We start from the raw sequence: 13,827 nt of genomic DNA, 5'->3' as shown, positions 1-13,827 counted from the left end.
CCCTCTGTTCAACCCTCTGTCAGGAGTTCATACGATGCTGACCCGATTCGCGATCGCCCCCAGCGGTTTCAAGGAGTCCCTCTCCGCGCAGTCGGCCGCCGAGGCCATCGCCGAGGGCGTACGCAGGGTGGTGCCCGACGCCGAGATCGATCTGATCCCGCTCGTCGACGGCGGCGAGGGCACGGCGCAGGCGCTGGCCTCCGCGTCCGGCGGACGGCTGGTGCGGCTGCGGGCCACCGGGCCGACGGGCGAGCCGATCGACACCCACTTCGCGCTCCTGGGCGACCGGGAGGAGACCGCGGTGGTGGAGATGGCGGCGGTCGCCGGCCTCTCCCTCGTACCGCGTGAGCTGCGCGATCCCGGCGCGACGACGACCTATGGCGTGGGCGAGCTGATCTCGGCCGCGCTCGACACCGGCGTCCGGCGGATCCTCGTCGGCTGCGGCGACTCCGGCACCTCGGACGGCGGGGCCGGGGCGCTCCAGGCGCTCGGCGCGCGGCTGCTCGACCAGAGCGGCCGGGAGCTGCCGCGCGGCGGCCGGGAGCTGGTCCGGCTGGCGCGCATCGACGCCTCCGGGCTCGATCCCCGGCTGGCGCGGACCGAGATCCGGGTCGCCTGCAACCCGTTCAACGTGCTGTGCGGCGAGCGCGGGGTGGCGAGGGTCTTCGGGCCGCAGAAGGGGGCGACGCCCGCGCAGGTCGAGCTGCTCGCGGCGGGCCTGGAGCGGTGGGCGGCCGTGCTCACCCGGGATCTGGCGGTCCGCACCGATCTGTACGACGGGCCCGGCACCGGGGCCTCCGGCGGTCTGGGCGCGGGGCTCGCGGCGCTCGGCGCCGCGCTGCTGCCGCGCTTCGACGTCCTCCTGGACCATCTGGACCTGGACGCCCGGCTGGCCCGCGCCGATCTGGTGCTGACCGCCGAGGGCGCGCTCGACCACCAGACCCCGCGCGGCAAGGTGCCGGCCGAGGTGGCCAGGCGCGCCAAGCTCTACGGGCGCGAGGTGCTGGCGCTGGCGGGCACCATCGGGGAGGGCGCGCATCTGGTGCGCTCCTCGGGGGTGGACGCGTACAGCTCGATCCTGCCCGCGCCGGTCTCGCTCACGGAGGCGCTCGGGCGCGGTGGGGAGTTCCTCACCGACGCGACCGAGCGTGCCCTGCGGATGATTCTGATCGGGACCCGGCTACCGGTTCACGCGGAGGCGGTGTCCGGGACGCACCGGCCGTCCTCGGTGCGGTAGTTCCACCGCGCGCCCTGGGCGACGAGTTCCTTGACGGCGCGGACGAAGCGCTCGACGTGCTCCTCGGGGGTGCCCGCGCCGAAGCTGACCCGGATCGCGTTGAGCGAGCGCTCGCCCGGCTCGCTCTCCGGCGCGCCGCACTCCCCCGGGTCCTGCGGGTCGCTGCCGAGCAGGGTGCGGACCAGGGGGTGGGCGCAGAAGAGTCCGTCGCGGACGCCGATGCCGTACTCGGCGGAGAGCGCGGCGGCGAAGTGGGAGCTGTTCCAGCCCTCCACCACGAAGGAGATCACGCCGACCCTGGGGGCGTCGTCGCCGAAGAGCGAGAGCACCCTGACCTCGGGGACCTCGGCGAGACCGGAGCGGACCAGGCCGACCAGCCGCTGCTCACGGGCGACGAGCTCGTCGAAACCGGCCTCGGTCAGGGCCTTGCAGGCGGAGGCTATGGCGTAGACGCCGATGACATTGGGCGAACCGGCCTCGTGGCGGGCGGCGGTGGAGTGCCACTCGACCTCGACACCGCCGTCGGCGCGGCGCGCGACCTTGCGGGACGCGCCGCCGCCGGCGAGGTAGGGGTCCGCCTCCTGGAGCCAGTCGGCGCGGCCGGCCAGCACGCCCGAGCCGAAGGGCGCGTAGAGCTTGTGTCCGGAGAACGCGACCCAGTCGACGTCGAGTTCGCGGACGGAGAGCGGGTGGTGGGGGGCGAGCTGGGCGGCGTCCAGGACGATGCGCGCGCCGTGGGCGTGCGCGGCGGCGGCGAGTTCCCGTACGGGCCACAGCTCGCCGGTCACATTGGACGCGCCCGTCACACAGACCAGGGCGGGGCCGTAGGGGTCGCGGTCGGCGAGGGCGCGCTCCAGGGTGGTGACGGCCTCGGCCGGGGTGCGGGGGGCGTTGAGGTAGGTGACCTCGGCGTCGCGCCAGGGGAGCAGGGAGGCGTGGTGCTCGGTCTCGAAGACGAAGACCTGGCAGCCGGCGGGGAGCGCCGCGGCCAGCAGGTTCAGCGAGTCGGTGGTGGAGCGGGTGAAGACCAGCTGGTCGCCCTCGCGGCAGTCGAGGAACTCGGCGACGGTGCGGCGGCTGTTCTCGAAGAGGTCGGTGGAGAGCTGGGAGAGGTAGCCCGCGCCCCGGTGGACGCTGCCGTAGTAGGGCGCGTACGCGGCGACGTCGTCCCAGACGCGCTGGAGGGCGGGGGCGCTGGCCGCGTAGTCCAGGGCGGCGTAGGTGACTTCGCCGCCGGTGACGAGGGGGACCGTCACATCGCGGCCGAGGACGGCGAGGGGGGTGCTCACGGTGGTGTCGACGGCGGTGTTCGGGCGTGCGGACATGGCGATATCTCCCGGCAGGACAGGCGGAATGGCTTCTTGGACCCGGCCGCGGATGTGCGGAATCGCCGTGCGGCGTGCCGGGGATTACCTCGGGGAGCGCGGCGGAGGCCGCGCGTGGAGGGTGTGCTGAAGAAGGGGCGTACAGCCCTATCGCATTCGCTTGCTCACGAGACTGCTCCCTTGAGGACCAGGACCCCAGGGCGTGCAGGGGTCCGCGCTTGCCGCAGACCTCGCTGCCTACGGCCTGGTCTTCACCCGGGGCACCCCGCCACGGACGGAGGGTTGCCGGACAGCGGGCCGGGGCCGTAGTCGCTGTCGCTCATGACCTGCCGGAACCGTATGCCAGCGGAACGCGACAGCGCAAGACCGTTCCGCATCCCAAGACGGTCCGCACACGGAGAGGCCCCCGCGGGCTTGGGAAGCCGGCGGGGGCCCTGGGCGCGCGGGAAGGCGTCAGGCGCTGGTGGCGGCGACCCAGCGGTCGAGGGCGGCGGCGGCGGCGCCGGAGTCGATGGAGTGGGCGGCGCGGGTGACCGCCGCCGCGAGCTGGTCCTCCAGCGAGGCGTCCGAGGGCGCCAGGGCCACCAGCGCCGCCGCCGAGTTGAGCAGGACCGCGTCACGGACCGGCCCCCTCTCCCCGGCGAGGAGGCGGCGGGCCACCTCCGCGTTGTACGAGGCGTCCGCGCCCCGCAGGGCCTCCACCGGGACCAGCGGGATCCCGATGTCCCTCGGGTCGAAGGACTGCTCCCGCACCGAGCCGTCCCGTACCACCCAGACCCGGGACGTCGCCGTCGTCGTCAGCTCGTCCAGCCCGTCGTCGCCCCGGAACACCAGCGCGGAGGATCCGCGCTCGGCGAGCACGCCAGCGAGGATGGGTGCCATCCGGGCGTCCGCGACACCGGTGGCCTGGGCCTTCACCCGGGCCGGGTTGGTCAGCGGGCCGAGGAAGTTGAAGGTGGTGCGGATGCCCAGCTCCTTGCGGGCCGCCGCCACATGGCGGAGCGCCGGGTGGAACTTGACCGCGAAGCAGAAGGTGATGCCCGCCTCCTCCGCGACCTCGGCGACCCGCTGGGGGGTCAGCTCCAGATTGACGCCGAGCTTCTCCAGGACGTCCGAGGCCCCCGAGGCGCTGGACGCCGCCCGGTTGCCGTGCTTGACGACCTTCGTACCGGTCCCCGCGACGACGATCGCGGACATCGTGGAGATGTTGACCGTCTTCGCGCCGTCGCCGCCGGTGCCGACGATGTCGACGCTGGGGCCCGGCACCTCGATGAGCCGCGCGTGCTCGTACATCGTCCGGACCAGGCCGGAGATCTCCGCGACGGTCTCGCCCTTGGCGCGCAGCGCCACCGCGAACCCGGCGATCTGCGCGTCGGTGGCCGCGCCGCTGAGGATCTGGTGCATCGCCCAGGCGGTGGCGTCCGCGCTCTGGTCGTGCTGGTCGAGGAGGGAGTTCAGCACGAGGGGCCAGGAGAGGTCCGCCACGCTGTCGCCGCCTGCCGGGGTCACAACGTTCATGGTCCGCTCCAGGGTCCATCTGGGGATAAGGGGTAGGTCTCCACCCTATCCAGCCCCGGGGACGGCCAAGAGCCCCGTCCATTGCCTGGACGGGGCTCTTGGCTGTGGCGATCGTAACGATCAGATCAGGCGATCAGTGGTGGCCGTGGCCACTGGTGATCTCCTTGTACTCCTCGGCGGTGGGCTTGGGAATCTGGTTCCCCTCGCCGTAGAAGCTCTGGCTGAGCTTGGCCTGCGTCTTCTTGACGAGCGAGACCTTCCGCTCCACGCCGTTCTTGTCCACGGTCGGGCCGATCTCGATCGGCTTGTACTGCTCGTGCGCGGTGAGGCGGTACAGCTCACCCTGGCTGAGCGGCTCGTGGACCTCGACGAACTCACCGTGCGGCAGTCGCTTGATGATGCCGGACTCGCGTCCGTGCAGCACCTTGTCCCTGTCGCGGCGCTGGAGCCCGAGGCAGATGCGCTTCGTGACGATGAAGGCGATGACCGGTCCGGCGAAGAAGAAGATCCGGACGAACCAGGTGATCGCGTTGATCGACAGGTTGAAGTGCGTGGCGACGATGTCGTTGCCACCGCCGATCAACATGATGAAGTACGCGGTCAGCCAGGCCACACCGAAGGCCGTACGCGTCGGGGCGTTGCGCGGGCGGTCCAGGATGTGGTGCTCGCGCTTGTCCCCGGTGATCCAGGACTCGATGAAGGGGTAGACCCCGATCGCGCCCAGCACCAGCGGGAAGGCGATCAGCGGGATGAGTACGCCCAGGGCGAGTGTGTAGCCGAAGGCGTTGATCTCCCAGCCTGGCATCACACGGATCAGACCCTCGGCGAAGCCCATGTACCAGTCGGGTTGCGCGCCGGTGGAGACCTGGTCGACCCGGTAGGGGCCGAGTGCCCAGATCGGGTTCAGCGTGGCGACGGCGGAGACCACCGCGATGATGCCGAAGACCAGGAAGAAGAAGCCTCCCGCCTTGGCCATGTAGACCGGCAGCAGCGGCATGCCGACGACGTTCTTCTCGGTACGGCCGGGACCCGCGTACTGCGTGTGCTTGTGGTAGACGACCAGGATCAGATGGCCCACCAACAGTCCGAGCATGATGCCCGGCAACAGCAGGATGTGGATCGAATAGAACCGGGACACAAAGTCGTGACCTGGGAACTCCCCGCCGAACAGGAACATCGAGATGTACGTGCCCACGACTGGCACGGCCAGGATCGCGCCCTGCATGAAGCGGACGCCGGTGCCCGAGAGCAGGTCGTCCGGGAGCGAGTAACCGGTGAAACCGGTGAACATGCCCAGGAAGAGCAGCAGGAAGCCGAAGAGCCAGTTGACCTCGCGCGGCTTGCGGAAGGCGCCCGTGAAGAAGACGCGCATCATGTGGACCATCATCGCGGCGACGAAGATCAGCGCGGCCCAGTGGTGCATCTGCCGGATGAGCAGACCGCCGCGGACGTCGAAGCTGATCTCCAGCGTCGAGGCGTAGGCCTCGGACATGCGTACGCCCTGCATGGGGACGTAGCTGCCGTGGTAGACGATCTCGTTCATCGACGGGGTGAAGAACAGCGTCAGATACACACCCGTGAGGATGATGATCACGAAGCTGTAGAGGCAGATCTCACCGAGCATGAAGGACCAGTGGTCCGGGAAGATCTTGCGCATGTTGGCCTTGGCCAGGGAGTAGATCCCCAGCCGGCCGTCCGCCCAGTCGGCGACCCGCTCACCGGCGGGTGCTTTGCGCTCGGGGCGCTTGGTCTCAGTTGCAGTACTCATCCGCGCTCCCAGAAGGACGCACCGACAGGCTCGTCGAAGTCGCCGAGCGCTTCGAGGTTGCCCTCCGCGTTCACACCGATCCGCAGCTGCGGAAGGGGGTGACCGGCGGGGCCGAAGATGACCCGGGCTCCGTCGGAGAGGTCGAAGGTGGACTGATGACACGGGCAGAGCACGTGGTGGGTCTGCTGCTCGTAGAGGCTGATCGGGCAGCCGACATGGGTGCAGATCTTGGAGAAGGCCACGATGCCCTCGTGGGACCACTCGAGCTCTCGCTTGTCCTTGATGTCGTCCGGACGGATCCGGACGATCATCAGGGCGGCCTTGCCGATCTCTTTCTGGAAGTCGTGGCTGTCGTCCTTCAGGCCCTCGGGCATGGCGAAGACGAGCGAGCCGACGGTGATGTCCTCGGGACGCAGCGGCTCATGCGTGTTCATGTTGATGAGCTGCTTGCCCTTGGCCCAGAGCGTCACCCGGAGCTTGCGCTCCGGCAGCGGACCGAGGTCGCGCAGAAGGACCACTCCGGTGAGCGGGACCAGCGCCATCGCGCCGAACATCGTGTTCCGGATCAGCTTGCGACGGCCGAAGCCGGACTCCTCGTTGCCCGCCGCGAAGTCGGCCAGAACCTTGGCCTTGACCTCGGGCGAGGCCTCGATGGGGTGCCGCTCGTCCGCGACCTCCTCGTCGGACATCAGGGTGCGGGCCCAGTGGACCGCGCCCGCCCCGATGAAGAAGAGGGCCCCGCCGAGCGTCCAGCCCAGCGAGAAGTTCAGCGCGCTCACCCGGCCGAAGGGCCAGATGTAGACGAGCTTGTCGACGGGGAAGGCCACGAAGGCGGCGATGAACGCCACCGTGGACAGCATCGAGAGCGTGAAGAAGAGGGCCACGGTGCGCTCGGAGCGCTGGGCGGCCCGCTCGTCGATGTCCTGGATGCGCGGCTTGTGGGCCGGCAGTCCGGGATCGTGGAACGGGTCCTCGTCCACACGCTGGGCCACGGCGGTGCCGCCGTGCCCTGCCGCGCCGTGCGCGGTGCCCTGCTCAGCCGGCAGGTTCTCTTCTGGAATGTCTTGGCTACTCATGACTTCTTGGCCTTAGCGGTGTGGGCCGCGACCCAGACGGCGGTTGCGATCAGCGCACCCAGACCGAAGATCCAGGCGAACAGACCCTCACTGACGGGACCGAGCCCGCCCAGCGTCAGACCGCCGGGGCTCGACGCCTTGTCCGGGTCGTTCATGGTCTCGACGTAGGCGATGATCTCCTTCTTCTCCTTCTCCGGCATGACGCCGTCGGGGAAGGAAGGCATGTTCTGCGGGCCGGTCTGCATGGCCTCGTAGAGATGCTTGTTGCTGACGCCCTCAAGGGTGGGGGCGTACTTCCCCTCCGTCAGCGCGCCGCCCTTGCCGGTGAAGTTGTGGCACTGGGCGCAGTTGGTACGGAAGAGATCGCCGCCCCTGGCGACGTCGGCGCCCTTGGGGCTGTACTGGTCCTCGGTCGGCGTGATCGGACCGGCACCGAGCGAGGCGACGTACGCCGCGAGCTGGTCGATCTCGGCCTGGGAGTAGATGACCTTCTTCTTGGGCACCTGCGCACCGGGCTGCTGCGCCGGCATACGGCCGGTGCCGACCTGGAAGTCGACGGAGGCCGAGCCGACGCCGACGAGGGAGGGACCGTCAGTGGTGCCCTCGCCGCCGGTTCCGTGGCAGCTCGCGCAGCCGACGGTGTACAGCTTCTTGCCCTCCTCGATGGCGAGGGACTGGGAGGTTTCTTCGGCCTGTGCCTTGTCCGCAGGCGCGAACGCGGCGTACAGCCCCCCGGTGGCCGCCAGCGCGAGGAGTAGGACGACGACCGCCGCCAGCGGATGGCGTCGTCGTGCGGAGAGCTTTTTCACGGATTACCCCGGTGTCAGGATTTTCTGCGTCGATGCTTCTGGACTGTGTCTGCTTCGGGCGCGAACGCCCACGCCCGTTACTTGATCATGTAGATCGTGGCGAAGAGGCCGATCCAGACGACATCGACGAAGTGCCAGTAATAGGACACGACGATGGCGGAGGTTGCCTGCTCGTGGGTGAATCTCCTGGCCGCGTACGTCCGGCCCAGGACCAGCAGGAAGGCGATGAGTCCGCCTGCCACATGCAGTCCGTGGAAGCCGGTGGTCAGGTAGAACACCGAGCCGTAGGGGTCAGACGAGAGGGAGATCCCGTGCTGGACCAGCTCGGTGTACTCGTAGACCTGACCGCCGATGAAGATCGCGCCCATGATGAACGTGATGATGAACCACGTGCGGAGCTTCTTCACATCGCCGCGCTCGGCGGCGAATACGCCGAGCTGGCAGGTGAGAGAGGAGAGCACCAGGATCGTGGTGTTCGTCGCCGAGAACGGGAAGTTCAGAAGGTCGGCCTTCGAGGACCAGAACTCGGCACCCGTTACCGAGCGCAGAGTGAAGTACATCGCAAAGAGGGCCGCGAAGAACATCAGCTCGGAACTCAACCAGATGATGGTTCCGACGCTGACGAGGTTCGGCCGATTGACCGACGGGTGCGCGTGCCCGGTTTCTACTGTCGTTGCTGTCGCCACGACCGACATTATGTCGGTCGCTTATCCCGCCCTCACTCCGGGGGGTGCCGTTCGGTGTGTCAGCCGCCCCCGTCCGGCCCGAACGGCCCATCGCCAGGGTGTCCGAACCGCTGTTTGCGAACAGGGTGAGCGAGTAGCATCCGGGCCACCGGTACCTGATCCAGAGGGACCCAACGACGCGGAGGAACAATGCAGCCGACCGCCACCGTGCTGGTCTACAGCGATGACGCCAACACCCGTGAGCAGGTACGGCTCGCGGCCGGGCGCAGGCCCGCGGCCGATGTCCCCCCCGTCGCCTTCATCGAGTGCGCGACGCTCCCGGCGGTGCTGGAGCGGCTGGAGGAGGGCGGGGTCGACGTCTGTGTGCTGGACGGCGAGACCGTGCCCGCGGGCGGGATGGGCGTCTGCCGGCAGATCAAGGACGAGATTTTCGACTGCCCGCCCGTGTTGCTGCTCATCGGCCGCCCCCAGGACGCCTGGCTGGCCACCTGGAGCCGCGCGGAGGCCGCTGTGACGCTTCCGGTGGACCCGGTGGAGTTCGCGGACGCGCTGGCCGCCCTGCTGCGCGAGAGGCTCGGTGTGGGGGCCTGACGCCTTCCCGCGCGGGCACGGCGGTCTGACGGGCCGTCGCGGGCCCTCAGGGGCGCCAGGAGGGCTCCAGGGGGCCTCCGCGGGACTCGGGGGGCTCAGGGGGGGCTCAGATACGGGGTCGCAGCCGTGCCACGTCGGTGGCGCTGCTGCCGTCCCTGACCGCGCCGACGAGGGCGCTGCCCTTGCGCCAGTCGGCCCAGGAGAGATTCCAGTCCCCGTAGCCGTTGCCGAAGGTGTCCATCTCGTCGCCGACGCTGTTGATGACATGGACGAGGTCGCCCTCGCGCACGGTCTCGTAGAACCAGGCCGCGTTGCCGGTGGACATGCCGGTGCAGCCGTGGCTGACGTTGGCGTAGCCGTGGGAGCCGATGGACCAGGGCGCGGCGTGGACGTACTCGCCGCTCCAGGTGACCCGGGTGGCGTAGTAGACCGGCAGGTCGTAGGCCTCGGAGCCGCCGATGCCGACGCTGGAGCCGCGCATCCGGACGAAGTACTCCTTGCCGAGCACCACCTTGGTGCCGTTGCGGGTGGAGAAGCCGGGCTTCCCGGTGGTGATCGGAATGGTGTTGATCACTTCTCCGTTGCGGAGCACGGTCATCCAGTGCGAGGAGGCGTCGGTGTAGGCCTCGACCCGGTCGCCGATGGTGAGTTTGAGGGGGTCGGAGGCACCGCCGTACAGCTGGTGGGAGACCTTGACGCCCTGGAGGTTGCTGGAGACGGTCACCTTCGCGCCCGCCGGCCAGTAGTCCTTGGGCCGGAAGTGCAGCACCTCGCCGTTGACCCAGTGCCAGGCGCCGTCGACCGACGGCTTCGAGTCAACTTTGAGGGCGCGTTCGACCACGGATCTGGCCTCGCGGTCCTCGATCGGCGCGCTGAGCTCCGCGATGATGGGCTGCCCGACGCCGTAGGTGCCCTCCTCCGGGCCGAAACCCACGGTCAGCTGCCGTTTGGCCGGGGATGTCTCAAAACCGAGCGTACGGGTGCCGGGAGCGCCCTTCTTGTCCTCGGTGGCGACCCTGGCGGTGTACTTCGCGCCGGCCGACAGGGCTCCGGTGGAACGCCAGCGGCTGCCGTCGGCGGCGAGCTCGCCCGCCAGATGGTGGCCCGAGTCGTCGACGACGGTGACATCGGTGATCCGGGCGCCCGTCCGCTCGGTCTCGGCGACGGTGACCTCGAGGGGCTTGTCGGGGCTGGCCTTCGCGGAACCCTGCGGGGTGTTGAAGACGATCTGGCGCGCGGCGTCGAAGGGCTTGGCCGAGAGCGGGTGGCTCTTCGTCTCACCGCACGCGGTGACGACCGACCCCAGGGCCAGGACCAGCAGGGTGCAGCGGAGAACTGAGCTGAGGCGCGGCGTCTGGTTCATAGCTTCACGGTATGAAAATCACACCACAGCGGCGCGTTGAGTGCGTACAAACGGGCGGGCCCGGATCCCCCGCACGAGTGAAGCGGGGGATCCGGGCCCGGACCGTCTGCGCGGCCCGCGCGAGGGTTCGCGCGGGCGGTGCGGCGATCAGTGGAGCCGGGGGCTCACTGGTTCTGGTTCTCGCCGCGGTAGTACTCGTACACCCAGCCGAAGATCCCGAAGAGGATCAGCGGGGCCGAGAAGTACATCAGCCACCAGCCCACGGCCACGGCGAGGAAGGCGAACGCCGAACCGATGCCCAGCGCGAGCGGCTGCCAGCTGTGCGGGGAGAAGAACCCCACCTCGCCGGCCTCGTCCGCGACATCGGCCTCCTGGTCGTCCTGGGCCATGGCGTCCACCCGCCTGGCCGTGAAGGCCAGGTAGTAGCCGACCATGACGGTCAGGCCGAACGCGAGGAAGAGCGCGGTGGTGCCCGCGGGCTCCTTCGACCAGACGCCGTAGAGGATGGCCACAGCGAGGATGAACACGCTGAGCCACAGGAACATCTTTCCCTGGATCTTCACTTCGCCGCACCCTTCCCGCCGACGAGAGCCTTGTCGACCTCACCGCGATTTTCGAGCTGGTCGACAATCGCGATCTCGGGGTGGTGCAGGTCGAAGGCCGGGGATTCGGAACGGATCCGCGGAAGAGTGAGGAAGTTGTGCCGCGGCGGCGGGCAGGAAGTCGCCCATTCGAGCGAACGGCCGTAACCCCACGGGTCGTCCACCTCGATCTTCTTTCCGTACTTCGCCGTCTTCCAGACGTTGTACATGAAGGGAAGAACCGAGGCTCCGAGCACGAACGAGCTAATGGTCGAAATCGTGTTCAGTGCGGTGAATCCATCGGCCGCGAGATAGTCCGCGTAACGCCGCGGCATTCCCTCCGCGCCCAGCCAGTGCTGGACCAGGAAGGTGCCGTGGAATCCGATGAACAGCGTCCAGAAGGTGATCTTGCCCAGGCGCTCGTCCAGCATCTTGCCGGTGAACTTCGGCCACCAGAAGTGGAAGCCGGCGAACATCGCGAAGACGACGGTGCCGAAGACGACGTAGTGGAAGTGCGCCACCACGAAGTACGAGTCCGAGACGTGGAAGTCCAGCGGCGGCGAGGCCAGGATGACACCGGTCAGACCACCGAAGGTGAAGGTGATCAGGAAGCCGATCGTCCAGAGCATCGGCGTCTCGAAGGAGAGCGACCCCTTCCACATGGTGCCGATCCAGTTGAAGAACTTCACACCGGTCGGTACCGCGATCAGGAAGGTCATGAAGGAGAAGAACGGCAAGAGCACGCCGCCCGTCACATACATGTGGTGCGCCCACACCGTCACCGAGAGACCGGCGATGGCGATCGTGGCGGCCACCAGGCCCGAGTAACCGAACATCGGCTTGCGGCTGAAGACCGGGATGATCTCCGAGACGATGCCGAAGAACGGCAGGGCGATGATGTACACCTCTGGATGGCCGAAGAACCAGAAGAGGTGCTGCCACAGCAACGCGCCGCCATTGGCCGCGTCGAAGATGTGTGCGCCGAATTTCCGATCCGCCTCCAGCGCGAAGAGCGCGGCGGCGAGCACGGGGAAGGCGAGCAGGACCAGAACACCGGTCAGCAGCACGTTCCAGGTGAAGATCGGCATACGGAACATCGTCATGCCGGGTGCGCGCATGCAGATGATCGTGGTGATGAAGTTGACCGAGCCGAGGATGGTGCCGAAGCCCGAGAGAGCCAGACCCATGATCCACATGTCGGCGCCGACGCCCGGCGAGCGGACCGCGTCCGACAGCGGGGAGTAGGCGAACCAGCCGAAGTCGGCCGCGCCCTGCGGGGTGAGGAAGCCGCCCACCGCGATCAGCGAACCGAAGAGGTAGAGCCAGTAGGCGAACATGTTCAGCCGCGGGAACGCCACATCGGGCGCGCCGATCTGCAGCGGCATGATCCAGTTCGCGAACCCGGCGAAGAGCGGGGTGGCGAACATCAGCAGCATGATCGTGCCATGCATGGTGAACGCCTGGTTGAACTGCTCGTTCGACATGATCTGCGTGCCCGGACGGGCCAGCTCGGCGCGCATGACGAGCGCCATCACTCCGCCGACACAGAAGAAGACGAACGAAGTGATCAGGTAAAGCGTACCGATGGTCTTGTGGTCGGTGGTGGTGAGCCACTTCACCACCACATTGCCCGGCTGCTTGCGCCGTACCGGCAGCTCGTTCTCGTATGAGTCGTCAGCTGCTGCGGCGGCACCCTGAGATTCGTTGAGGATGCTCACAGTTGCTTCTTCTCCGCGTTTTTGGCCGGGTCCGTCTGAGCGATGCCGGACGGGATGTAGCCGGTCTGCCCCTTCTCGGCCAGCTCCTTCAAATGCTGCTGGTAGCGCTCCGGGGAGACGACCTTGACGTTGAACAGCATCCGGGAGTGGTCGACGCCGCAGAGTTCGGCGCACTTGCCCATGAAGGTGCCCTCCTTCGTGGCCGTCACCTCGAAGGCATTGGTGTGCCCGGGGATGACGTCCTGCTTGAAGAGGAAGGGAACCACCCAGAAGGAGTGGATCACATCACGGGAGGTCAGGATGAAACGGACCTTCTCCCCCTTGGGGAGCCACAGGGTCGGGCCCGGGTTTCCGTTCTGAGGATTGCGGGTGCCCGGGATTCCGTAGTCGTAGACGCCGCCGGCGTTGGCCGGGAGGTCCTTGATGTACTTGTCCGGAATCGCGTTCAGGTGCTTGTCGGTCTTGGCATCGCCCTTGGAGCCCTCTACATCCTCGATGTAGTTGAAGCCCCAGCTCCACTGGTAGCCGACCACATTGATGTTGTGGACGGGCTCCTTGGAGAGGGAGAGCAGCCTCGACTCGTCACGTGCGGTGAAGTAGAAGAACACCGAGACGATGATGAGGGGGACCACCGTGTACAGCGTTTCGATGGGCACGTTGTACCGGGTCTGCGGAGGTACCTCCACCTTGGTGCGGGTGCGCCGGTGGAAGATGACGCTCCACAGGATCAGACCCCACACCAGAACGCCCGTGACGAGCGCCGCAGCCCAGGATCCCTGCCACAGGGAGAGGATGATCGGCGCCTCTTCCGTGACCGGGGTGGGCATGCCGAGGCGTGGGAAGTCTTCCCATGTGTATTCGCAGCCGGTCGCGGTAACCAGGATCAGGCCCGCAGTCAGCGCCTGCGGCAGCTTCCGCCGCATCGGGCGCCGCGACGAGCGGTCGGAGCCGTTGGGACTCACGTAGCGCCTTCCCGAGAGTCTCGGCCCGCGCGACGGGATGCGGCCGTCTCGCTGGTCGGTCGCCGGCCCTGACGCGGGCAGGGGTTTGGATGTTTATGCGGACCAAACCCTACTGGACGCTATTTGGGGTCGCGCGGGGAGGGTGCCCAACGCGCCGTCCGCCCCCCCGAAGGGGTGGAATCCCCCTGGATAA

Annotated in this window: 12 protein-coding genes and 1 riboswitch; of the genes, 2 read left to right on the top strand and 10 right to left on the bottom strand. The window is 68.3% G+C overall.

Annotation, left to right across the window (positions count from 1 at the left end):
* Positions 1 to 34 precede the first annotated feature (34 nt).
* Complete coding sequence (locus tag ABD371_RS10515) at positions 35 to 1,237, top strand: glycerate kinase family protein (RefSeq protein ID WP_344475208.1); 1,203 nt, start codon at positions 35 to 37, stop codon at positions 1,235 to 1,237.
* Here ABD371_RS10515 and ABD371_RS10510 read toward each other — a convergent pair.
* The 6 genes from ABD371_RS10510 to ctaE all read right to left on the bottom strand — a co-directional run bounded on the left by ABD371_RS10510 (position 1,189) and on the right by ctaE (position 8,428).
* Complete coding sequence (locus ABD371_RS10510; protein WP_344475207.1) at positions 1,189 to 2,562, bottom strand: aminotransferase class V-fold PLP-dependent enzyme; 1,374 nt, start codon at positions 2,560 to 2,562, stop codon at positions 1,189 to 1,191. The genes ABD371_RS10515 and ABD371_RS10510 overlap by 49 nt on opposite strands.
* Positions 2,563 to 2,771: 209 nt before the next feature.
* Positions 2,772 to 2,889, bottom strand: a riboswitch (SAM riboswitch).
* Positions 2,890 to 3,015: 126 nt separating this feature from the next.
* Positions 3,016 to 4,080, bottom strand: a complete 1,065-nt coding sequence (gene trpD, locus ABD371_RS10505; RefSeq protein ID WP_344475205.1) for an anthranilate phosphoribosyltransferase — start codon at positions 4,078 to 4,080, stop codon at positions 3,016 to 3,018.
* Positions 4,081 to 4,213: 133 nt separating this feature from the next.
* The gene (qcrB, locus tag ABD371_RS10500; protein ID WP_344475203.1) at positions 4,214 to 5,848 is read right to left on the bottom strand and encodes a cytochrome bc1 complex cytochrome b subunit; all 1,635 of its coding nucleotides are present in this window, start codon (positions 5,846 to 5,848) and stop codon (positions 4,214 to 4,216) included.
* Positions 5,845 to 6,924: a cytochrome bc1 complex Rieske iron-sulfur subunit gene (qcrA, locus tag ABD371_RS10495; protein ID WP_344475201.1), complete on the bottom strand. Its 1,080-nt coding sequence runs from the start codon at positions 6,922 to 6,924 to the stop codon at positions 5,845 to 5,847. The genes qcrB and qcrA overlap by 4 nt, the downstream gene beginning before the upstream one ends.
* Positions 6,921 to 7,733 carry a cytochrome bc1 complex diheme cytochrome c subunit gene (gene qcrC / locus ABD371_RS10490; RefSeq protein ID WP_344475199.1) on the bottom strand — a complete coding sequence of 271 codons (813 nt, stop codon included), beginning with the start codon at positions 7,731 to 7,733 and terminating at the stop codon, positions 6,921 to 6,923. Before qcrC ends, qcrA begins: the two co-directional genes overlap by 4 nt.
* A 77-nt stretch (positions 7,734 to 7,810) precedes the next feature.
* Positions 7,811 to 8,428, bottom strand: coding sequence for an aa3-type cytochrome oxidase subunit III (gene ctaE, locus ABD371_RS10485; RefSeq protein ID WP_190121770.1), 618 nt, complete (start codon positions 8,426 to 8,428; stop codon positions 7,811 to 7,813).
* A gap of 180 nt (positions 8,429 to 8,608) precedes the next feature.
* Between ctaE and ABD371_RS10480 the strand changes: the two genes are divergently transcribed.
* On the top strand, positions 8,609 to 9,010 hold the full coding sequence (locus ABD371_RS10480; RefSeq protein ID WP_190121771.1) for a response regulator transcription factor: 402 nt from the start codon (positions 8,609 to 8,611) through the stop codon (positions 9,008 to 9,010).
* 106 nt (positions 9,011 to 9,116) lie between these two features.
* On the opposite strand, the gene ABD371_RS10475 is transcribed toward ABD371_RS10480, so the two are convergent.
* The 4 genes from ABD371_RS10475 to ctaC all read right to left on the bottom strand — a co-directional run bounded on the left by ABD371_RS10475 (position 9,117) and on the right by ctaC (position 13,634).
* On the bottom strand, positions 9,117 to 10,373 hold the full coding sequence (locus tag ABD371_RS10475; RefSeq protein WP_344475196.1) for a L,D-transpeptidase: 1,257 nt from the start codon (positions 10,371 to 10,373) through the stop codon (positions 9,117 to 9,119).
* Between the two features lie 164 nt (positions 10,374 to 10,537).
* Positions 10,538 to 10,936: a cytochrome c oxidase subunit 4 gene (locus tag ABD371_RS10470; protein WP_190121773.1), complete on the bottom strand. Its 399-nt coding sequence runs from the start codon at positions 10,934 to 10,936 to the stop codon at positions 10,538 to 10,540.
* Positions 10,933 to 12,672 (bottom strand): aa3-type cytochrome oxidase subunit I, encoded by a 1,740-nt coding sequence (gene ctaD / locus ABD371_RS10465; protein WP_190121774.1) that lies wholly within the window; start codon positions 12,670 to 12,672, stop codon positions 10,933 to 10,935. Before ctaD ends, ABD371_RS10470 begins: the two co-directional genes overlap by 4 nt.
* Positions 12,669 to 13,634 (bottom strand): aa3-type cytochrome oxidase subunit II, encoded by a 966-nt coding sequence (gene ctaC, locus ABD371_RS10460; RefSeq protein ID WP_190121775.1) that lies wholly within the window; start codon positions 13,632 to 13,634, stop codon positions 12,669 to 12,671. Before ctaC ends, ctaD begins: the two co-directional genes overlap by 4 nt.
* Between the last annotated feature and the right edge of the window lie 193 nt (positions 13,635 to 13,827).

The sequence above is a fragment of the Streptomyces amakusaensis genome (assembly GCF_039532665.1).
Lineage (GTDB): Bacteria > Actinomycetota > Actinomycetes > Streptomycetales > Streptomycetaceae > Streptomyces > Streptomyces amakusaensis.
The sequence above is the reverse complement of the archived record's forward strand: the minus strand, read 5'-3'. Positions and strand labels throughout refer to the sequence as shown.